The organism is Pedobacter aquatilis, assembly GCF_032678425.1.
GTDB lineage: Bacteria > Bacteroidota > Bacteroidia > Sphingobacteriales > Sphingobacteriaceae > Pedobacter > Pedobacter aquatilis_B.
The window spans coordinates 44,438-66,036 of record NZ_JAVTSG010000008.1 but is presented as its reverse complement, the minus strand read 5'-3'; the positions used below and the strand labels follow the sequence as shown (position 1 = coordinate 66,036).

The 21,599-nt window shown below is 36.2% G+C and carries 24 protein-coding genes; 20 read left to right on the top strand and 4 right to left on the bottom strand.

All coding sequences use genetic code 11. The annotated features are described in order from the left end of the window. Positions 1 to 349: 349 nt before the first annotated feature. The 6 genes from R2Q16_RS19710 (at position 350) to R2Q16_RS19685 (ending at position 7,775) form a co-directional block, all read left to right on the top strand. Positions 350 to 3,163, top strand: a complete 2,814-nt coding sequence (locus R2Q16_RS19710; protein ID WP_316739709.1) for a TonB-dependent receptor — start codon at positions 350 to 352, stop codon at positions 3,161 to 3,163. 680 nt (positions 3,164 to 3,843) lie between these two features. Beyond that, entirely contained in the window at positions 3,844 to 4,257 is a 414-nt protein-coding gene (rpsL, locus tag R2Q16_RS19705; RefSeq protein ID WP_010599925.1) for a 30S ribosomal protein S12, read from the top strand. 17 nt (positions 4,258 to 4,274) lie between these two features. Then, positions 4,275 to 4,742, top strand: coding sequence for a 30S ribosomal protein S7 (gene rpsG / locus R2Q16_RS19700; protein ID WP_316739705.1), 468 nt, complete (start codon positions 4,275 to 4,277; stop codon positions 4,740 to 4,742). Positions 4,743 to 4,870: 128 nt separating this feature from the next. Then, positions 4,871 to 6,985 carry an elongation factor G gene (gene fusA, locus R2Q16_RS19695; protein WP_316739703.1) on the top strand — a complete coding sequence of 705 codons (2,115 nt, stop codon included), beginning with the start codon at positions 4,871 to 4,873 and terminating at the stop codon, positions 6,983 to 6,985. A 139-nt stretch (positions 6,986 to 7,124) separates the two neighbouring features. Then, positions 7,125 to 7,430, top strand: a complete 306-nt coding sequence (gene rpsJ, locus R2Q16_RS19690) for a 30S ribosomal protein S10 (RefSeq protein ID WP_008244591.1) — start codon at positions 7,125 to 7,127, stop codon at positions 7,428 to 7,430. Positions 7,431 to 7,529: 99 nt separating this feature from the next. Continuing rightward, complete coding sequence (locus R2Q16_RS19685; protein ID WP_316739691.1) at positions 7,530 to 7,775, top strand: hypothetical protein; 246 nt, start codon at positions 7,530 to 7,532, stop codon at positions 7,773 to 7,775. 12 nt (positions 7,776 to 7,787) lie between these two features. Here the strand turns inward: R2Q16_RS19685 and R2Q16_RS19680 are convergent, their stop codons facing one another. Continuing rightward, positions 7,788 to 8,447, bottom strand: coding sequence for a response regulator transcription factor (locus R2Q16_RS19680; RefSeq protein WP_316739690.1), 660 nt, complete (start codon positions 8,445 to 8,447; stop codon positions 7,788 to 7,790). 249 nt (positions 8,448 to 8,696) lie between these two features. Here R2Q16_RS19680 and R2Q16_RS19675 point away from each other — a divergent pair, with 249 nt between their 5' ends. Beyond that, positions 8,697 to 8,951 carry a hypothetical protein gene (locus tag R2Q16_RS19675; RefSeq protein WP_316739689.1) on the top strand — a complete coding sequence of 85 codons (255 nt, stop codon included), beginning with the start codon at positions 8,697 to 8,699 and terminating at the stop codon, positions 8,949 to 8,951. Between the two features lie 53 nt (positions 8,952 to 9,004). On the opposite strand, the gene R2Q16_RS19670 is transcribed toward R2Q16_RS19675, so the two are convergent. Further along, complete coding sequence (locus tag R2Q16_RS19670; protein ID WP_316739687.1) at positions 9,005 to 9,202, bottom strand: YtxH domain-containing protein; 198 nt, start codon at positions 9,200 to 9,202, stop codon at positions 9,005 to 9,007. A gap of 11 nt (positions 9,203 to 9,213) precedes the next feature. Next, positions 9,214 to 9,594: a hypothetical protein gene (locus R2Q16_RS19665; RefSeq protein ID WP_316739685.1), complete on the bottom strand. Its 381-nt coding sequence runs from the start codon at positions 9,592 to 9,594 to the stop codon at positions 9,214 to 9,216. Positions 9,595 to 9,745: 151 nt separating this feature from the next. On the opposite strand from R2Q16_RS19665, the gene R2Q16_RS19660 reads away from it, so the two are divergent. The 4 genes from R2Q16_RS19660 (at position 9,746) to R2Q16_RS19645 (ending at position 15,021) form a co-directional block, all read left to right on the top strand. Next, a complete protein-coding gene (locus tag R2Q16_RS19660) occupies positions 9,746 to 11,089 on the top strand; it encodes a deoxyguanosinetriphosphate triphosphohydrolase (RefSeq protein ID WP_316739684.1) in 1,344 nt (447 codons plus the stop codon). 247 nt (positions 11,090 to 11,336) lie between these two features. Next, positions 11,337 to 13,595: a hypothetical protein gene (locus tag R2Q16_RS19655; protein WP_316739682.1), complete on the top strand. Its 2,259-nt coding sequence runs from the start codon at positions 11,337 to 11,339 to the stop codon at positions 13,593 to 13,595. A gap of 5 nt (positions 13,596 to 13,600) precedes the next feature. Next, positions 13,601 to 14,119 (top strand): gliding motility-associated C-terminal domain-containing protein, encoded by a 519-nt coding sequence (locus tag R2Q16_RS19650; protein ID WP_316739680.1) that lies wholly within the window; start codon positions 13,601 to 13,603, stop codon positions 14,117 to 14,119. 5 nt (positions 14,120 to 14,124) lie between these two features. Beyond that, positions 14,125 to 15,021, top strand: coding sequence for a PorP/SprF family type IX secretion system membrane protein (locus R2Q16_RS19645; RefSeq protein ID WP_316739678.1), 897 nt, complete (start codon positions 14,125 to 14,127; stop codon positions 15,019 to 15,021). Between the two features lie 58 nt (positions 15,022 to 15,079). On the opposite strand, the gene R2Q16_RS19640 is transcribed toward R2Q16_RS19645, so the two are convergent. Beyond that, positions 15,080 to 15,691, bottom strand: a complete 612-nt coding sequence (locus tag R2Q16_RS19640; protein WP_316739677.1) for a hypothetical protein — start codon at positions 15,689 to 15,691, stop codon at positions 15,080 to 15,082. 84 nt (positions 15,692 to 15,775) lie between these two features. Here R2Q16_RS19640 and R2Q16_RS19635 point away from each other — a divergent pair, with 84 nt between their 5' ends. From R2Q16_RS19635 to rplV, 9 genes are all read left to right on the top strand, one after another. Continuing rightward, a complete protein-coding gene (locus R2Q16_RS19635) occupies positions 15,776 to 17,032 on the top strand; it encodes a prephenate dehydrogenase (protein WP_316739675.1) in 1,257 nt (418 codons plus the stop codon). Between the two features lie 156 nt (positions 17,033 to 17,188). Beyond that, complete coding sequence (locus R2Q16_RS19630; RefSeq protein ID WP_316739673.1) at positions 17,189 to 18,025, top strand: sulfite exporter TauE/SafE family protein; 837 nt, start codon at positions 17,189 to 17,191, stop codon at positions 18,023 to 18,025. Between the two features lie 8 nt (positions 18,026 to 18,033). After that, positions 18,034 to 18,405 carry a DUF1634 domain-containing protein gene (locus R2Q16_RS19625; RefSeq protein WP_316739671.1) on the top strand — a complete coding sequence of 124 codons (372 nt, stop codon included), beginning with the start codon at positions 18,034 to 18,036 and terminating at the stop codon, positions 18,403 to 18,405. 170 nt (positions 18,406 to 18,575) lie between these two features. Continuing rightward, positions 18,576 to 19,193: a 50S ribosomal protein L3 gene (gene rplC / locus R2Q16_RS19620; protein WP_290241746.1), complete on the top strand. Its 618-nt coding sequence runs from the start codon at positions 18,576 to 18,578 to the stop codon at positions 19,191 to 19,193. 4 nt (positions 19,194 to 19,197) lie between these two features. Further along, entirely contained in the window at positions 19,198 to 19,827 is a 630-nt protein-coding gene (gene rplD / locus R2Q16_RS19615) for a 50S ribosomal protein L4 (RefSeq protein WP_316739669.1), read from the top strand. 1 nt (position 19,828) lies between these two features. Continuing rightward, positions 19,829 to 20,119 (top strand): 50S ribosomal protein L23, encoded by a 291-nt coding sequence (rplW, locus tag R2Q16_RS19610; RefSeq protein ID WP_231459159.1) that lies wholly within the window; start codon positions 19,829 to 19,831, stop codon positions 20,117 to 20,119. 20 nt (positions 20,120 to 20,139) lie between these two features. Continuing rightward, positions 20,140 to 20,964, top strand: a complete 825-nt coding sequence (gene rplB / locus R2Q16_RS19605; protein ID WP_316739667.1) for a 50S ribosomal protein L2 — start codon at positions 20,140 to 20,142, stop codon at positions 20,962 to 20,964. Further along, complete coding sequence (rpsS, locus tag R2Q16_RS19600) at positions 20,964 to 21,230, top strand: 30S ribosomal protein S19 (protein ID WP_290241656.1); 267 nt, start codon at positions 20,964 to 20,966, stop codon at positions 21,228 to 21,230. The genes rplB and rpsS overlap by 1 nt, the downstream gene beginning before the upstream one ends. Before the next feature lie 7 nt (positions 21,231 to 21,237). Then, positions 21,238 to 21,597, top strand: a complete 360-nt coding sequence (gene rplV, locus R2Q16_RS19595) for a 50S ribosomal protein L22 (protein WP_010599905.1) — start codon at positions 21,238 to 21,240, stop codon at positions 21,595 to 21,597. Positions 21,598 to 21,599: the final 2 nt, after the last annotated feature.

Here is a 21,599-nt window from a genome sequence, read left to right as displayed (position 1 = left end):
TCTAGTTTTAGGTTTGGTTTTCTGATTTTTAATTCAATTTTTTTGATTGAATTTTGATAAAAGTATATTTTATGTTCTGTTTTTGCAAAATAAATTATACAAAAACAGTTATTTATGAAATTTTGTACATTTATTTTAGATTTTAATTGATTTTTTTAATCTTATTTTAATCTTATTTTAATTTTATGTAATTTTAAAAGGTTTTTATTCAAATAAAATGTGCTATTTGTTTGAATAATAAATTTTTCTAAAAATTTAGAATAAGTGTCACATTTTGATTTTTTATGTGTCTTATGGTTGAAAATGGATTAAGAAGATTCGTTATCAAGCCAAACAAAAAATATCAACTATGAAAACTTATTTATTGCTCATTCTATGCTTTTTATCTACGAAGACCTTCGCACAACTTAATGGGAATGTAACTGGTAAAATCCTGGATGAGAAAACAGCTCAGCCCCTAGAATATGCAGGTATAGTGCTTACGAATAAAAAAGATTCAACAAAGAAAATTGGAGCAGTTTCCGATTCTGCCGGCGAATTTATTCTAAAAGATGTTGCCAATGGAGATTACAGGTGTAAGATTTCGGTTGTGGGTTATACTTCAATTGAAAAAAATATATCTGTTAATGGTAAAGCACAAAATCTTGGCATTTTTAAAATGAAAGAAGATGCGATTACACTTAAAGATGTTGCTGTTAACGGTCGAATTGCAACGGCAACAATTAAGAAAGATACAGTAGAATTTAACGCAGATGCTTACAAAACTCAACCAAACGCTGCGGTAGAAGATTTGTTGAAAAAACTTCCGGGCGTTACCATTGATAAAGATGGAAGTATTCTGGTGCAAGGGCAAAAGGTAAACAGGTTAACTGTTGATGGAAAGGATTTTTTCGGAACAGACCCAAAAACTGCAACCAAGAACTTACCAGCAGATGTTATAGCTAAAGTACAATTAATAGATAGTAAAACACTCGAAGCGAAAGCTACCGGAATTGATGACGGACAACGAGAAAAAGTATTGAACTTAACCATTAAAGAAGATAAAAAGAACGGTTGGTTTGGTAATGCAAATTTATCTGGAGGTACAACTGACAGGTATAGCGGCTACTTAAGTGCAAATCACTTTACAAAAAAGTTGCAATTTGCCCTATTGGGAATGAGTAATAACATCAGCAATGCTAGTTTCCAATACGAAGATTTGAATAGTTTTACAGGTGGTAATATTGGTAATATTTTTGCTCCTCCTGGCGGCGGGGGCTTTTCTATCAATGTAAATAATGGTCGTACCACAATTGGCGGTTCTGGAGTATTTGATAATAGTGCCATTGGCGAAGTTACCACGCATAGCGGAGGTTTAAATTTTAGTAATAGCTGGGGTAAAAAAGATAAACTCACCTTAAGCAGTAGTTATTTTACTTATTTCAGTAAAGGCTTGGGGAATCGCTTTTCTAATGTTCAGGATATTAATCAGGATGATGTATTGAGAACTGACGAGGTTTCAACTCGAAATTCAGATAATCAGGCGCATCGCTTTAATTTTAAGGTCGAATATCATCCGGATTCATTAACGGATATTACATTGCGTTCGAATGCTCTTCTTAACTATACGAGCAATATCAACAACAGGAAGTTTAACTCAGCTTTTGATTTAGCCGGAAGGACCAATGAGGGTAATCAGTTTTTAAACCAGGATAACTTTACACCATCCATATTTGGAGAATTATCTGCCACCAGAAGATTAAAAAAAGGTTCGATTATTTTGGGTTTGAACGGAACGCAAAATACATTCAATTCTGATTGGTTAAATAAATCGCTTATTAATAATTATAATGGCAACATCGTTGATGTTACCGACATCAATCAGCAGGCAGAACAACAAAATACATCTAAAAATTATGGTTTCGCCGTTAATTACATTCGTCCGTTATTTAATAAAAAGTGGAGTGGGAATATCGCCTATTTACAAAATAATAGTGCTGTAGAAGCGCAACAAACTACTTTAAGTTATAATCCATTAACAAATGTTTACGATACCGTAGTTCCCGATTTTTCTAATACCTTAAATAATAAAACATGGTTGCAAAGTGCAAGAGTTGGTTTAATATACAACCGTACACAATGGACTTATAACTTAGGTTTGGGTTTTCAGGAAACCGGACTCGATGCTTCAGCATTTAGCAGTGCTGGTGTAAATACTAATAATATAGAAAGAAAGTATTATAATATTTTACCTAGACTGAATATCAGTTTTAGAAATCAGGCAAAACACACTCTGCAGTTGAACTATAATGCAAATGTGAATCTGCCATCAGTTAACGACTTGCAACCTGTCCAAAATAATAGTAATCCACTTTACCAGCGCATTGGAAATCCAAATTTGGAGGCGCGTAAAAGCCATCGCATGTCTGTAAATTTTAACACCTTCAGTGCAGATAACAATAAATATTGGAATGGATATTTTTTGGTGAATTATGCTTTGGATGATATTGGCAACAGTATTAATTATGTTAATGGAGTTCAATATGTTCAACCTGTAAATGTTGATGGTAACTATTACATAAATGCTGGTACTTTTTTTGGTCAACCCACTAAGCTAAAAGGGTTAAGAATGGGCTATGGTTTAAACTTATCGCTTTCGCATAATTCTTCATTTATTAACAGCGAAAAAAATATTACAGATAGATATAATTTCGGTCCGAATGCAAATATAAGCTATGATATTGCGGATAAGTTAAATGCAGGTCTTTATATTGGTGTGCAATATAGTAGGGTGAATAATTCGCAGCCAAGTGCCTTGGATAATAAATTCTTCAATTTCTACAATAGTGCAAGTTTAAGTTATGAGTTTATTAAAAATACACGGTTTAGTGGTGAGTTAAATCATAACGGCGCAGCCGGCAGGGCAGATGGTTTTAATAACAATGTATTTCTTTTTAATGCAGGTTTGGAACAGTATTTCATGCAACGGAGAATAACCTTTGCTTTAAAGGGATTTGATATTTTAAATCAAAATACCAATATCGATAGAACTGTGAACGGCAGTAGGATAGAAGATATTCGTTTCAATAGCATTACCAGATATTTCTACGTTTCGTTAAATTATAAAATCACCAAAGTTGGTTCTAAAAGCGAAAGAAGTAATCCGAGGAATACCGTTAATTAAATTATCAGATGGTCTGATGCCACTGGAATGTTTAAGTTATAAGATATAATTAACATATTTTGAAGCGCAAAAACAGTATAACTATTAATTGTTCGTCCTGCTTTGCGCTTCAATCTTTTTAAACTTCTGTTATGCTGAGGCACGAAGCATCTCTTTCATCGGCTGCAGATGCTTCGTGCCTCAGCATAACAAGGTTTTTGTAACTGGAATAATAAAAAGTATTTTCGCTGCAATCAGGGCTATTTTACCTAAGCCTCTGCTCTGAAAATCCCTCATAGCTTAACAAACCAAAGTAATTTAAACCCGATATACGCGGAAATACTTTTTATTGCAGTAGCTTAAAAATATTTTTTCTTTTGCAACCGATGTAAAAAATACTTCAATTAAACATTGCAGATGTTAAAAATATTGAAGCATTAGCGGGGCTGAACAGAACAAAAGAATTACTGTAATTGCTTTTCTAAAAATTGTAGTTAGTGTTTTTCTTTAACTGCTTAAACCTGCGAAGTTTAACTCTCGCTCTTATCCTTTAAAACTTCTTAAGTTGTATTGTTAAACTTTTTCTTCTAACCCCTTGATTTATAAAAAGAATTGTTCTACTTTTGCAGTCCGTTTTATGGGCTATCTGCAAGGATGCCGGGGGAGCGGTAAATTTTTAATAAAAAACATAAAAAAGCACAATGCCAACTATTCAACAATTAGTTAGAAAAGGTAGAGTAGCACTGGAGTTCAAGAGTAAGTCTCCAGCGTTGGACAGCTGTCCACAGCGAAGAGGTGTATGTACACGTGTGTACACCACTACCCCTAAAAAACCAAACTCAGCAATGCGTAAAGTAGCCCGTGTTCGTTTAACGAACGGTAAAGAGGTGAATGCTTACATTCCTGGAGAAGGTCACAACTTACAAGAGCACTCAATCGTTTTGATTCGTGGTGGTCGTGTTAAAGATTTACCAGGTGTACGTTACCACATCATCCGTGGTGCATTAGATACATCAGGCGTTGCTGGTCGTAACCAACGTCGTTCTAAATATGGTACTAAACGTCCTAAACCAGGTCAAGCAGCTGCTGCACCTGCAAAAGGAAAGAAAAAATAATCGGGAGGAAATAAGAAATGAGAAAGTCAAAACCAAAAAAGAGAATTATTCTTCCTGATCCAAAATTTAATGATGTTCAGGTAACTCGTTTTGTAAACAATATGATGTACGATGGAAAAAAATCTATCGCTTATTCTATTTTTTATGATGCTGTTGAAATCGCTGAGAAAAAAGCTGGTGAGAACGGTTTAGAGGTATTTAAACGTGCTTTAACTAACATTATGCCAGCTGTTGAGGTTAAATCTCGCCGCGTTGGTGGTGCTAACTTCCAGGTTCCAACTGAGGTTAGACCAGAGCGTAAAACAGCTTTAGGTATGAAATGGTTAATTTTATATGCTCGTCGTCGTGGTGAAAAAACGATGAAAGAGAAATTAGCTGGTGAGATGGTAGCTGCTGCTAAAGGTGAAGGTGCTGCTGTTAAGAAGAAAGAAGATACGCACAAAATGGCTGAGGCTAACAAAGCGTTCTCTCACTTCAGATTCTAATTTAGGATTAATTACACTAGTAATATTACATAGATTTAATTAGAAGATTATACTGATTAGATAGATTGCACCGATTGTACTTTATAATCGGTGTAATCGTTTAAAATCAGAGAATCCAAAAAAATAAGATGGCAAGAGATTTAAAATTTACAAGAAATATCGGTATTGCAGCTCACATTGATGCAGGTAAAACTACAACAACTGAGCGTATCCTTTATTATGCTGGTGTTAGTCATAAAATTGGTGAGGTACATGAAGGTGCTGCAACAATGGACTGGATGGCACAAGAGCAAGAGCGTGGTATTACCATTACTTCTGCTGCAACTACAGTAAACTGGAAGTACAGAAACCAGAATTACCACATGAACATTATCGATACACCGGGACACGTGGATTTTACCGTAGAGGTAAACCGTTCGTTACGTGTATTAGATGGTTTAGTGTTCTTGTTTTCTGCTGTTGATGGTGTTGAGCCTCAATCAGAAACTAACTGGCGTTTAGCTAACAACTATAATGTTGCCCGTATCGGTTTCGTTAACAAAATGGACCGTTCTGGAGCTGACTTCTTAAAAGTTGTTAAGCAAGTAAAAGATATGTTAGGTAGTAATGCAGTTCCATTGCAATTACCTATCGGTTCTGAAGATCAATTTAAAGGTGTGGTTGATTTAATTAACAACCGTGGTATTGTTTGGAATGAGCATGATAAAGGTATGACCTTTACTGAAGTGCCAATTCCTGATGATATGATTGATGAGGTTGCTGAATGGAGAGAGAAATTATTAGAATCAGTTGCTGATTATGATGAGTCTCTAATGGAGAAATTCTTCGATGCACCAGAAACAATTACTGAGCGTGAAGTTTTAGACGCTTTACGTGCCGCTGTTTTAGATGCTAAAATCGTTCCTATGGTATGTGGTTCATCTTTCAAAAACAAAGGTGTACAAACCATGTTGGATTATGTAATGGAATTATTGCCTTCACCTCTTGATTCAGAAGGTGTTACTGGTACTAATCCAGATACAGGTGCTGAAATTTTATTAAAACCAAGTATTGAAGAGCCATTTGCAGCTTTAGCATTTAAAATTGCAACTGACCCATTCGTAGGTCGTTTATGTTTTATCCGTGTTTACTCGGGTAACCTAGACGCTGGTTCTTACATTTACAATACTCGTTCAGAAAGTAAAGAACGTATTTCTCGTATCTTCCAGATGCACGCAAATAAGCAAAACCCAGTTCCTAATGTAGCTGCTGGTGATATTGCTGCGGTAGTTGGTTTTAAAGATATCAAAACTGGTGATACACTATGTGATGAGAAACACCCAATCGTTCTTGAATCGATGGTATTCCCTGATCCGGTTATCGGTTTAGCAATTGAGCCTAAAACTCAAGCTGACGTTGATAAATTAGGTATGGGTTTATCTAAATTAGCTGAAGAAGATCCTACTTTTAAAGTTCAAACCGATCAAGAAACTGGTCAAACAGTTATTTCTGGTATGGGTGAGCTTCACTTAGATATCTTAATTGACCGTTTAAAACGTGAGTTTAAAGTAGAGGTTAACCAAGGTGCACCACAAGTAGCTTATAAAGAGGCGATTTTTGGTTCAACTGAACACAGAGAAAATTATAAAAAACAATCAGGTGGTCGTGGTAAATTCGCGGATATCAAAGTTGTTATTTCTCCAATCGATGCTGATTTCGAAAAAGGTGGTTTACAATTCGTTAACGAGATTGTTGGTGGTGCTATTCCTCGTGAATTTATCCCTTCAGTTGAAAAAGGTTTTGCATCTGCAATGACTAACGGTGTATTAGCTGGTTACCCACTTCCAGATATGAAAGTACGTTTGATTGATGGTTCATTCCACGCAGTCGATTCAGATGCTTTATCATTCGAGCTTGCTGCTCGTATGGCATATCGTGAGGCTTTACCAAAATGTAAACCTGCTTTGATGGAGCCAATCATGAAAATCGAAATCTTAACTCCTGAAGAAAACATGGGTGATGTTATCGGTGACATGAACCGTCGTCGTGGTCAGTTACAAGGTATGGATACTCGTAATGGTGCACAAGTTATCAAAGCATTAGTTCCACTTTCAGAAATGTTTGGTTATGTAACTCAGTTACGTACAATCACTTCAGGTCGTGCAACTTCTACAATGGAATTCGATCATTACGAACCAGCGCCTAAAAACGTTCAAGACGAAGTAATTGCTAAGTCAAAAGGAAGAGTAAAATCTGAAGACTAGTTAGTCGCAAGTATTTAGTATCAAGTATCAAGACACATTTTTTAATCTTGATACTCGATACTTTTATCTTGATACTAAAAATGATAAATCCGGTTCCTGTTGTTAATAGCTCTAACAGGGAATCATAATTAAAAATAAGATGAGCCAAAGAATCAGAATTAAATTAAAATCTTACGATTACAACTTAGTAGATAAATCTGCTGAGAAAATCGTAAAAACTGTTAAACCTACGGGTGCAGTTGTAAGTGGTCCAATTCCACTTCCTACAGAGAAAAAAATCTTTACTGTATTACGTTCTCCACACGTAAACAAAAAAGCTAGAGAGCAATTCCAATTATGCGCTTACAAACGCTTATTAGATATTTATAGCTCTAACTCTAAAACAGTTGATGCTTTAATGAAACTTGAATTACCTAGCGGTGTTGAAGTTGAAATCAAAGTTTAATTGATTTTAAAAAAATTAAAAGCCTTCGATGAAAATTGAAGGCTTTTTTTATACCTTATATTTTTGAAACAAAAGACCATTTTTATAGGTTTAATGGTTATGAAAAAGCCCGAAAACAAAGATAATTTGCCTATTGAAGGACAAGATTTTGCTGATCCGAAAGAGGAGCTAAAGGATAAGTCCTCATCACATGGCGAGGTTGCTAATCAAAAAGATGGCGATTTTTCTGATTTAGAAGAAAGCAGAATGGAAAACCCGCCTAGAAAACGAGATACCAATGGTTCTGATAAAAGTGATGTAGACGATTTATCGGGCAATGTAGATCAAGAAAATGGAGTTTCTTAATCAAAAATTTAACTAATCAATAATCTTATTTCTCACCACAAAATTTACCAAAGCTGCTGTATTTTTTGTGCCAGTCTTTTCGAGTAAACTTTGTCTGTTTCCTTCAATTGTTCTTTTACTGGTAAATAATTTATCGGCAATTTCATTATTCGTAAATCCTTGGGCAATTAGGTTAAGAATTTCTATTTCCCGTTTCGAAATATCAACAGTTGATTTTATTTTTTGCGAATTAAAATCTGAAGACAAATCAGCTTGTGCTAACAGATTAAGAGAAATACTGGTACAGATGTAGCTGTAACCCTTTGTAAGCTGTTTAATTGCAAAGATGATTTCATCTATATTAACATTTTTTAATAAATAGCCATTTGCACCAGCTTTCAAAGCTTGATTTACATACTTCTCATTATCAAGCATGGTTAAAATCAACACCTTTATTTTAGGATAATTTAATTGCAAAGCATTAATTAGTTCCATGCCGTTCATATCCGGCATGTTAATATCTGTTAAAATAAGATCTGGCTCAATGCCCGATTCTAAAAGGCTTAACACCTCTTCACCATTTTTTGCTTCAGCAATTATTTGAATGTCTTCTTCTTTTTCTAATAGCGCAGCGATTCCATTTCTAACAATGGTATGATCCTCAGCAAGTAATACTTTAATATAGTTTTCCAATTTCAGTGGGCAAAATCTAGTTAGTTCAGTTTCAAATATCGAAATATTTTGAAACGTAAAAGTCCGTGTTTGTACTTCAAATTATTGTATTTATACGTATTAATGATGTTCTATATGATAAAACGTAATAATTCCAAATTTGTTTAACCAGTCATTTTCGATTTTATAGGGCTGTAGATTCATTAAAAAGTTATAAACCTTTTAAAAATTTGGTTGTTATCAATATTACTTACCTATAGAAAAATTATAATGAATATTGATAACAAGAACCCAGGAGGAGATAGTGACTTAAGTCCGAACAAAAATCAGGAAGAATTAGACAATGATACATATGGGCATAGTTCAGACCCTGATGCTTTCAAAAAGAAAAGTGAGCCAAGTCATGACATCGAAGAAAATACGGATGCATCAACAAAATTGAAAGATTCTACGATTTTGGATAATGATGATTTATCTACAAGAAATAAAACTGATGATAAAGGATTAGGAGGAAAACCCCAATAAATTTTTATATCTATTGATGAAAGAAAAATCATCAATAGATATAAGATGATAAATTATTCGTACAATCCGTTAGTTTGAGTATAGTCTTGTTTTACTCTTTCGCCAAATCTTTTTGCTCTCTCGATGTAATCAGGCGCTTGCTCTTTCAAATCATCTACAATTGATTTTCCATCAATTTCTCTTTTTTTGGTTGCATATTTATACCCGTAAACAGCTGCTGCTCCAAGTATCACGTATTTTAGTAAACTCATTTTTATCTAAATTAAATTCCTGTATTTAACGCATCATCTTCATCGCGTTGTTTTATATTTTGATTTTTGAAATCCTCTGATGAACTACCCGTTCCACTTGCAGCACTTTCAATCGTCGGGTTTTTATCCTGACTATTATAGGCATCATCACTTAAAGAATCTGCCCCTTGAGTTCCGGTATTATCCAGCCCATCTTTAGCAGTAACCTTATCACCATTGGCAATTTTTCTTGCTGCAATTTTCGAAATTGGCTCTTTACCAAAGGCAGTAACTTCGTTTCCATCATTGCCACGCTCATAAGCTTTCTGAACATCTGATTTTTGTTTAGCTTCATCGGTATTACCAACAAAACCTTCTAAATGTTCTTCTTTATTATATACGCTCGTTTTCATAATATTATCTCCTAAATAAAAAACACCCAATAGCATAAATGGTTTTTGTTTTATTTGCTTTCATACTTAGATAAATACGCATATAGCGTTGCAAATCTTCTTCGAGGTTTTTCACTTTTGCTTAACTTGGCAGAAAAATAAAATCTAATTCATGGAGTGGAATAAATTACTTTCGAATAAACGTTTTGGTCAGGAACAATACGGTGCAAGCACGGATAGGGCTCGTTCTGACTTTCAGCGTGATTATGACAGGTTAATATTTTCTTCACCTTTTAGAAGATTGCAAAATAAAACGCAGGTTTTTCCTTTGCCTGGAAGTGTTTTTGTGCACAATCGTTTAACCCACAGTTTAGAGGTGGCGAGTGTTGCCCGTTCAATGGCTAATCTTTTTCTGAATACCTTAGAAAATAAAAATCCTGATTTAATTAAGGAAGTTCCATTAATTAATGAAGCGGGAAATATTGTTGCAGCTGCTGCTTTGGCCCATGATTTAGGAAACCCTGCATTTGGACATTCTGGCGAAGCGGCTATTTCCAGGTATTTTACAGATGGCGATGGTAAAATTTATCAAAACCAAATGGATGAATCGCAGTGGCATGATTTAATCAATTTTGAAGGAAATGCAAATGCCATAAGGATTTTAACCCACCCATTAAAAGGTAAAGGAAATGATGCTTATGCATTAACCTATTCTACGTTAGCATCGATTGCAAAGTATCCATGTGCCTCAATAGCAGGAAAGCAAAAAGGATTATTGCACAGAAAGAAATATGGTTTTTTTCAATCTGAACAAGAAAGCTTTTTAAAAATTGCTTCTGAATTAGGAATGGAAAGAGAGGAGCACGAGTTCCTAATTTACAAAAGACATCCCTTAGTTTATTTAGTTGAAGCCGCAGATGATATTTGCTACAGTATAATCGACCTGGAAGATGCGCATCGGTTAAAAATATTATCTTATGAAGAGGTGAAAAATTTCCTGTTGCCTTTTGCAAATTCAAAAACAATTGAAGATAGGCTTAAGCATGATTATGAAGATGATGATGCAAAGATTGGCTTGCTTAGGGCGAAAGCGATTAATACCTTAACAACAACTTGCGCAGAGATATTTTACAATGAGCAGGAAAACCTTTTAAATGGAACACTAAATAAAAGCTTAACCGATTTATTGCCTGAACCATATATTTCGGCATGGAAAGCCATAGAGAAAATATCTGTTGAAAGAATCTACAATTTCTCATCTGTAATTCAGAAAGAAGTTGCCGGATATAAAATAATGGCTGGATTACTTGAAGAGTTTGTACCCGCTTTGATTCATAATAATACACACTACTACAAAAAATTAGTTAAACTAATTCCTAAACAATACCATACAGACCGGGAAGATATCTATTCAAGAACTCAGAGTGTACTAGATTTTGTATCGGGGATGACAGATTTATACGCGGTAGATTTATATCGTAATATTAAAGGTATATCCTTTCCGTCTGAAACTTAACTTGATATTTATCAATCTGTTTGTTGATGTTAATGCTGATTTTCTAATTGAATTCTAATTCAAAACCCATCTTTGTGTAAAAATTTAATTTCACAACATTTGTTTTTAGCGCTATAATGCCCTTTTTGAACGATTCTATGCGTTTTCGTGTAAACTTCATAATGTAGGTTATACTAATTCATAGATTTGAGAGTTAAGCTGTGCCATCATCCGCAGAGTTTCTCTAAATAGATCACATTCCCGCTAAATGAAAAGAATTTTACTTATCGCTCTGCTATTTGTTGGCATGGCATTTTCTGTTAAGGCTCAAGCCCCACAGCAATTTAATTATCAGGGTGCTGCACGTAATACAAACGGCACACCTTTAGCTAACAAGAACATCGCTTTGCGTATTAGTATACTTGATGCTTCCGCAACAGGAACTGCGCAGTATACTGAAGTAAGGAATGTGGTGACTAACGCTTTTGGTTTATACAGCGTTGTAATTGGTAGTGCTGGTGCAACTTCAACTACCGGAACAATTGCGGCAGTTACCTGGGGAACTAGTTTAAAATTTATTAAGGTTGAAGTAGACCCAGATAATGGCAGTAATTTTAGCCTTGCCGGAACGGCACAATTACTAAGTGTTCCGTATGCACTGTATTCTGCAAATGGACCAACTGGTCAAAAGGGCGATACAGGTGCTACGGGTGCAATTGGTCCGCAGGGTGCCACTGGTCCGGCTGGTCCAACTGGTGCGCAAGGCATTAAAGGTGATGTTGGTGCTACAGGTGCGGTAGGTCCGCAAGGCGCTACAGGCCCGGCTGGACCAACAGGTGCAACCGGTGCAAACGGTGCTCAAGGTGTAGTTGGGGCAACAGGCCCGCAAGGACCTATTGGTTTGACAGGCGCAACTGGTGCTCAGGGTGCTACGGGAGCAACAGGCTTGCAAGGAGTTTCAGGTACAGCAGGCGTAAAAGGCGACAAGGGCGATAAAGGAGATACTGGTTTGCAAGGTCCGGTTGGTCCCTCAACTGGTGTTGCCGGAGGTGATTTAACTGGAAATTATCCAAACCCAACAATTGCTAATCTCCAGGGTAAAACATTAACAGCTTCTAATCCGGTTAATAATCAGGTATTGATGTTCGATGGCACAACATGGAAACCAGTTACGCTGGATGTGAGCAACATTACTGGTGGCAAAGCATTAAGTTCTACTGATTTGAGTATAGATGCAAACGGTACATCAGCTTTGCTGAAAGATGTTGTTGTAAATATTAATACAGGTGCGGTAACTACCATAAAACTAGCCGATGGAGCTGTTACAAACCCAAAGCTTGCTGATGGCGCAGTTACCTCTATAAAAATCGGTAATAAAGAAGTTAAAACAGTAAATATAGATGATGCCGCAGTGGGAACGCTCCAGCTTGCTAATGCTTCTGTAACAGTTGCCAAGCTTACCACAGCAGGCGTAACCGATGCTAATAAAGTTTATATTACCAATGCCACAACCGGAGTGCCTGAATTAATTAGCAGAAACGCATTTACCAACTCTACAGGCTGGGCCTTAAGGGGCAATACCGGCGGGGTTGATTTAACAACAAATTTATTGGGTAATACGGATGATGTGGCGATAAACTTTTTGGTTAATAATCAAAGGTCGGGTAGGTTAGGTAACTCAACGGATAATAACTTATCTTTTGGATACAGAACACTCTTAGCAAACGTAACCGGATTTTCAAATAGCGTATTTGGTAAGGAAGCGCTTTCAGCAAATATTTCAGGTTTCGAAAATAGTGCATTTGGCCACATGGTTTTAACTAAAAACTTCAGCGGGTTTAACAATAGTGCAATAGGTTCTTTAGTGCTAACCAATAATACAGTTGGTAATGATAATACAGCTTTAGGGGCAAGGGTTTTAACCGCAAATGTTACTGGGAGCGGGAACACAGCGGTTGGAAGTTATGCACTTACCGCAAATATGGGCAATAATAACGTGGCTGTTGGTCAAAATGCCGGTGCTGGCAATACAACAGGCGCTAACAATATTTTTATTGGTACAAATGCAGGAAGTACTTTGACTACAAATACGAATACACTTATTATTGCAAATACAAATACCGCATTGCCTTTAATTTCGGGGCAAATGGCTGCCAATGGAGGTTCGTTAACTTTGAATAATAGTTTAGGTAATACAACTTCGCAGCCATCTTTAACCAGTACATTAAATGTTAATGGTTCGATGGCAACGGGTATTTTAAGATTTGCTACAGGCGGAACTTTAACTTTAAATGAAAGTTACCATACCGTAAGAATTTTACCTGCCACTCCTGCTACAACGATAGCTTTGCCAAATGCCAGCGATGCCAAGGGAAGAGTTTATCGAATCATAAATGGTTCAGCAACTGCACTCACTTTCCCTGCTACGGTTGTAAATCCTGATGGCACTGCAATTACCGCCCCGGCGATAAATCAGGTAATAACTATTCAGAGCGATGGTACGGATTGGGTAAAAATTTCACAGTAGTCGCTATGAAAAAATTATCCTCAATTTTTAGTTGCACCTTACTACTGATGCTAAGCTTGTCGGTAAGGGCGCAACTCAGTATTCCGACCAATTTGCCGCAGGTTATAAATTCGGCAAGTAGCTACGGTAAAATCAACAATTTATATTTTGATTTTTCGATTGGTGAGATGGTTTTGGTTGAAACTTTTCAGGTGGCCAATATCAGCTTAACTCAAGGATTTTTGCAGCCAATTATTATCTCACAGAATGCAACAGATTTGGTAATTGCCAATAACTTTTTAACGCCTAATGGCGATGGAAAGAATGATTTTTTTGTAGTAAAAGGTTTGGAAAAATATTTAAGCAACAAGATTACGATAGTAGATAGGGCAGGTAGGGTGATTTACAGTGCGGTTAATTACCAAAACGATTGGGATGGCTATTTCAACGGCAGGCCACTTGCAGAAGATACCTATTATTACCTTATTGATTTGGAAAATGCAGGCACTGCCAAAGGTTTTATCTCTATAATTTATAAAAAATAACGGCTTTGAAAAAGATAAGAATTTACATAATCGGGGTGTTCGTATTTTTTGCATTACAACCGGCATTTAGTCAACTTAATCCAATGGGTAGTGTTTACTACCAGAATCAGTATTTAGCCAATCCTGCATTGGCTGGTATTGATACGATGATTCATTTAAATGGCGCCTTTAAAGCGCAATGGACAAGTATTAAAGGTTCTCCACGAATTCAATATTTAACTGGCGATTTACAACTTAAAAGCAAAAAGGTTGGCTTGGGTATCTTAATTTACAATGAAAGTGCAGGTTTAATAAACCGAACCAGAGCAACATTCAGTTATGCTTACCATTTAAAATTGAATAAGGATTCGAGCTATATCGATTTCGGTTTATCAGCAGGGGTGATGAATGAATGGCTGGATTTAGGGAAAGCCATAGGCGATGTTAACGATGATGTGCTGGCAAATTTCAGAGACAGGCAACTTTACCTTGATGGCGACTTCGGTTTGGCTTACAGGAATCAGAAATTAACGATTCAAGGTTCATTGCCAAACTTGAAAAGGTTTTTTAAACGCGATCAAGTTAGAAATGTAGTCGACCGTTCGATATACTTTGTTGCTGCTGGTTACAAGATAGCAACTAAAGGCCAAAGCCTTAATTTAATTGAGCCAAAGGTTGTTTTTAGAGGTATTGAAAATTATAAGGGCATTTTAGATGTTGGGGCAAACTTTAGCTTCTTACAAGAGAAATTTATGGTGAGCGGTATTTATCACAGCACAAACAGTGTCACGTTTGGAGCCGGAATCAATTATCAGCGAAAGCTTGGTCTGCTGCTGCAGTACACAAGTAATACATCTGCTCTACAAAATTATAGTAACGGTGAGTTTGAGGTTGGTCTGCGATACAGCTTCCGAAAATTCTAAATAAAAAAGCGGTTAGTCGAAATTAAACAACTAACCTCTTTTTTTATTTTATGACTTTTTATCTTCTACCCATATCATCCCACTTATTTCTTTCGTCCTGCAATTCTCTTGCAAGCTTCATTTCTTTGTCCTTAGCTTTAACTTTATGCGCCTGAAATTCATCAGCCACTTCCTGATATAGTTGAGTGCGATAATTTGCCTCTTTTCTATATTTTCCGGTTTGTAATATCACAATTGCTAAACCAGCCGCTAACACAATAATTATTGCCCAAACAATGGTATTGTAGGTCCCTTTGTTAAATGAAATTCCAAGGAAATTAATCTCATTTACAGATGCTGTTGCGCTTGCTAGAGAACTTTCTTTGCCCGAAACTTCTCCTTTTAAACCTGTAATATTTTCTGCCTGGCTTTTAATCTGTTGTCTCGATTCAGCAAGTTGCTTACGTTCTTTGCGCAAGGTATCGTTAACGCTTTTCCACAGTGAAGTCAATCTTGAAGGGTTAATCAGCTTTGCACCATATAAGGTTTTCGATTTTTTTAACATAAACTGATACTGCCCGTTTAGAGATGGGTCAGTGTTTTTAGAAGTGTCTTGTTGTGCCTGGGCAAATGCAACGTTTAAAAATAATAGCGCTCCTAAACAATAAAGGATGTGTTTAATTTTCTGCATAGTTTAAATGTAAATGTTAAAATGTAAAACTACATTTTTATACAATTTATTATAAATTAATTTCTGATAGATTACTTTTGTTGCATGCAAATAGGAATTATTGGTTTGGGCGATATGGGCAAATTGTACGCCCATTCGTTTGTAAAGGCAGGTTATAAGGTTTGTGGAGCAGATATGCCTTTACGTTTTAACGATTTAAAAGCAGAGCTTGAACCGAAAGGCGTTGAGGTTTTAAATGATGGCCACGAAGTATCTCGTAAGTCAGATTTTATTATTTATTGTGTTGAGGCAGAGAAGATTGATGAGGTTGTAGCTGCATTTGCATTATCTACAAAATATGGTGCCATTGTTGCCGGCCAAACTTCTGTAAAACATCCTGAAATTGCAGCTTTTGAAAAACACCTTCCTAAAGAAACCCAAATTGTAACTTGTCATTCTTTGCATGGCCCGGCTTTTAGTCCGGAAGGACAAACTTTAGTTGTGGTTAGGCACAGGGCAACCGATGAGGTTTATGCAAAAGCATTGGAAATCTACAAATCATTAAAATCAAACATCATTGAGATGGATGATTTTCATGAGCACGATAGAATAGTTGCCGATACGCAAGCCGTTACACATATGGGTTTCGAAAGCATGGGCTCTGCATGGAAAAATGCAGGTTTTTTCCCTTGGGATAATCCATCTTATTCAGGCGGTATTGATAACGTTAAAATCTTAACTACTCTTCGGATATTTAGTTACAAATCTCACATTTATGCAGGTTTAGCAATATTAAACCCATATGCTCAAAAACAGGTAAAATATTACGCACAGGCAGAATCAGAGCTTTTTAAGCTGATGATTTGTGAAAACGAAACGGATTTCAGATCAAAAATTTATGCCGCCCGTGATTTTGTATTTCACGAAAGTCGTAAGCTTTTATTACTTGATGATAACATCATGAAAGAATTTAGCCTCTCGGATTCAGCGCATAAACAAAAACCAAATTCGCATTTAAGTTTGCTAAGTATGGTATATGCCTGGTACAAGATGGGCGTAAATCCTTATGATAATTTAATCTGCCAAACGCCTCCATTTAAACTGCGCTTAGGCATAGCCGAGTATCTTTTTAAAAATGAAGATATGCTTGAGGAATCTATTCAGACTGCATTATATGATAAATCAATTCGTGGAGATGACCTGGAATTTCATACCGCGGTGCATGAATGGGCTTCGATAATTGGTTATGGAGACCTAAAAGGATACAAAGAGCATTTCGAAGCTGCAAAATCATTCTTCGCAAACCGCCTAAATGATGGAAGAGATTTGAGTGCAGAAATGATTAAAAGATTAGGGAAGTAGAAATAAATTAATGAATTTTGAATGAGTGGATGATTGAATTCAATAATTCAAAATCCATTAATTCAAAATTTTTTCATATCTTCCATATAATATATAGACTTTATTTTATTGCTTTATCTTTCGTTTCCCTATAATTAGTCGCTTATATTTGCCCGCATGTCGGTATTACTGTTTACAATAATTGTTTTAGTAGGTGCTTTTTTGGCGGGTTTATTAGGTTCGTTAACAGGTTTAGGCGGTGGTGTAATTATCATACCATTACTAACATTGGCTTTAGGCGTTGACATTCATTATGCAATCGGTGCTTCAATAGTATCTGTAATTGCAACTTCTTCGGGCTCGGCGGCAGCTTACGTTAAAGAAGGCATAACCAATATCAGGATAGGCATGTTTCTGGAAATTGCCACAACTGTTGGTGCAATTTGTGGTGCGGTTATCGCTGTTTATTTAAATGCGAATTATATCGCTATTATATTCGGTTGTATTTTAATTTTCTCAGCCATCATGACTTTGAAGAAAAAGGTAGACCACTCTACAACGGATTATTCAAATAAATGGGCCAAATTCTTCAAGCTTAATGGTAGTTATCCAGATAAGGGCGTAGAACATAGCTATGCTGTTAAAAATGTTCCTGGTGGATTTTTTATGATGCTTTTCGCTGGTACACTTTCAGGTTTGTTAGGTATAGGCAGTGGTGCTTTAAAAGTTATCGCAATGGATAATATTATGCGTTTGCCATTTAAAGTATCAACCACCACCAGTAATTTTATGATGGGGGTAACAGCTGCTGCAAGTGCAATTGTTTATTTACATCGCGGTCAAATAGACCCAGGTATTGCCATGCCTGTTTGCATTGGCGTTTTAACAGGTGCAACCATCGGCTCAAAAATTTTATTAAGAACAAATACGGATAAATTAAAGATTGTATTTGCTATAGTGGTTACATTTTTAGCACTTCAAATGATTTATAAAGGTATAACAGGCGTAATGTAATTGGAGAGATGAAAGAAAAAGATATTCAGGTTTTATTAGGTACGCTGCTTCGTGCAGGCGTAATTATCTCAATGAGCACCGTATTAATTGGTGGGATTATTTTTCTAATCCACAATAATGGCGCAATTACTGATTATAAAGTATTTACGCCAGAACTTTCAAAATTTTCATCAGTTTTAGAAATCTTAAAAGGTGTAACAACTTTTAAGGGCGATGCAATTGTTCAGTTTGGGGTTTTAATGTTGATATTCACACCAATAGCCCGTATTATATTTGCAATCTTTAGTTTTCTAATTGAAAAAGATTATCTGTATGTATTAATTGGCTTTATTATTTTAGCCATTATCGCAATAAGTTTAAGCGGCGGTTTAGCACATTAGTCCTGTATTTCTGCTAACTCCCCATCTATCAGCAAATTATTTGAAAAAATATTTAGCTAACTATTTGAAAATTAATAATTCTTGTCTATCTTTGCCCTCCCTTTCGGGGGATGCACAACCACCTTGAACGAAGCCCTACTGCTTCGATGGGTGTTAAATTAAAAGATAAAATGTCAGGAATTATTGGAAAAAAAGTAGGAATGACCAGTATCTTCGATGCAGACGGAAAAAACATTCCATGTACTGTAATCGAGGCTGGGCCTTGTGTAGTTACACAAGTGAAGACCGAAGAAAAAGACGGGTATTCATCTATTCAGTTAGGATACGATGAGAAAAAAGAGAAAAACACAACTCAACCGTTAAAAGGCCATTTCGCGAAAGCAAACACAACTCCGAAACGCAAGCTGGTAGAATTCAACTCATTTACAACAGAACTTAATTTAGGTGATGTAGTAACTGTAGATGCATTTGCAGAAGGCGATTTTGTTGATGTTGTAGGTACCTCAAAAGGTAAAGGTTTTCAAGGTGTTGTAAAACGCCACGGATTTGCCGGTGTTGGTATGCAGACTCACGGTCAGCATAACCGTTTACGTGCCCCAGGTTCATTGGGAGCATCATCATTTCCATCACGTGTATTCAAAGGAATGCGCATGGCAGGAAGAACAGGTGGAGACAGAGTGAAAGTTCAAAACTTACAGGTTTTGAAAGTTTATGCTGAGCAAAACTTATTAGTAGTTAGTGGTTCCATTCCAGGAGCTAAAGGTTCTTACGTAATCTTAGACAAGTAATCAGATGGAAGTTAAAGTATTAAACATTTCAGGTAAAGAAACAGGTGCCAAGGTGCAACTTCCTGAATCGGTATTTGGTATCGAGCCTAACGACCACGCGATTTATTTAGATGTTAAACAGTATTTGGCTAACCAACGTCAAGGTACTCACAAATCTAAACAACGTAATGAGATTGCTGGTTCAACTCGTAAACTATACAAACAAAAAGGTACAGGTGGTGCAAGAGCAGGTAGCATTAAATCTCCGTTATTTAACGGTGGTGGTCGTGTTTTCGGTCCTCAACCACGTGATTACAGTTTTAAATTGAACAAGAAATTAAAATCATTAGCACGTAAATCTGCTTTAGCTTACAAAGCAAAAGATAACAACGTGGTAGTTTTAGAAGATTTCAACTTCGATACAATTAAAACTAAAAACTATACAAGTTTATTAGCTGCGTTAAACGTAGGTACACAAAAAACTTTGTTGGTTTTACCTTCACAAAATAATAATATCTATTTATCAAGCAGAAACGTAGAAAAAACTAAAGTTATCACTGCAGCAGATTTAAATACATATGATGTATTAAACGCAGGTGTACTTGTTTTAACTGCAGATTCTGTTAAATCTTTGGAGGAGGCATTTGCCAAATAATATGGAAATTTTAAAAAAACCAATATTAACCGAAAAAGCTTCAGGTTTAACTGAAAAATTAAACGTTTTCACGTTTAGCGTTAATCATAAAGCAAATAAATTACAGATTAAATCTGCAATCGAAAAACTTTATGGAGTAACTATCGTAGCAATCAATACTATGGTTGTAGATGGTAAAGCTAAATCTCGTTATACTAAAGCAGGTTTTGTTTCTGGCCGTAGCCCGAAATACAAAAAAGCAATTGTAACGTTGAAAGACGGTGAAACAATAGATTATTACGCAAATCTTTAATTTAATTATTAATTATAACTATGGGCTTAAGAAAATTTAAACCAGTTACTCCGGGTACCCGCTTTAGAGTAGGTGCTAGCTTTACGGAGATTACAGCAACCAAGCCCGAAAAATCATTGGTTGTATCATCAAAAAAGTCTGGTGGACGTAACAATACAGGTAAAATGACTATGCGCTACATGGGTGGTGGTCATAAAAAATCATATCGTTTAATCGACTTCAAACGCGATAAATTCGATATTCCTGCAACAGTAGCTACTGTTGAATACGATCCAAACCGTACTGCCCGCATTGCATTATTACATTATGCAGATGGCGAGAAGCGTTATATCATTGCTCCTGAAGGATTGCAAGTTGGTTCGGTAATATTATCGGGCGATACTGCAGCTCCAGAAGTAGGTAACACTTTAAAATTATCAAACATTCCATTAGGTTCTATTATCCACAACGTGGAGATTCACCCTGGAAAAGGAGCACAATTGGCTCGTAGTGCAGGTGCTTATGCACAATTAGCTGCCCGCGATGGTAAATATGCTACTTTAAAAATGCCTTCTGGCGAAACCCGTTTAATCTTGACTACTTGTCTTGCTACTATCGGTGCTGTATCTAACTCAGATCACGCAAACGAAGTATTAGGTAAAGCAGGTCGTAAACGTTGGTTAGGTCGTCGTCCGAGAACTAGACCGGTAGCGATGAACCCAGTAGATCACCCAATGGGTGGTGGTGAAGGTAGATCATCAGGTGGTCACCCACGTTCGAGAAATGGTGTATTAGCTAAAGGCTACAAAACCAGAGAACTTAAAAAATATTCTAATCGTTTCATCGTAGAAAGAAGGAAGAAATAATGGCACGTTCGATAAAAAAAGGACCTTATATTGATCATAACGTTGAGAAGAAAGTAAACGCTATGAACGATTCGGGCAAAAAATCTGTAATCAAAACTTGGTCTCGTAGATCAATGATTTCACCGGATTTCGTTAATCATACATTTGCAGTACACAACGGTAATAAATTTATTCCGGTGTACGTAACAGAAAACATGGTTGGTCACAAATTGGGAGAATTTGCTCCAACCAGAACATTCAGAGGACACGCTGAAAAGAAAAAATAATTAGACAATGGAAGCAATAGCAAAATTAAACAATTGTCCAACCTCACCGCGTAAGATGCGTTTGGTTGTAGATCTTATCAGAGGTGAACGTGTTGAGAAAGCATTAAGTGTTTTAAAGTTTACCAACAAAGAAGCAGCAATAAGAGTTGAAAAATTATTATTATCTGCAATTAACAACTGGGAAGCTAAAAATGGTAAAACTTCTGATGGAAGCGAACTATTTGTTAAAACAATTATGGTAGATGGTGGTCGTCAACTTAAACGTTTACGTCCGGCACCTCAAGGTCGTGGATACAGAATTCGTAAACGTTCTAACCACGTAACTCTGATTGTAGATAGTAAAAATACAGAAACAACTCAAAACTAATT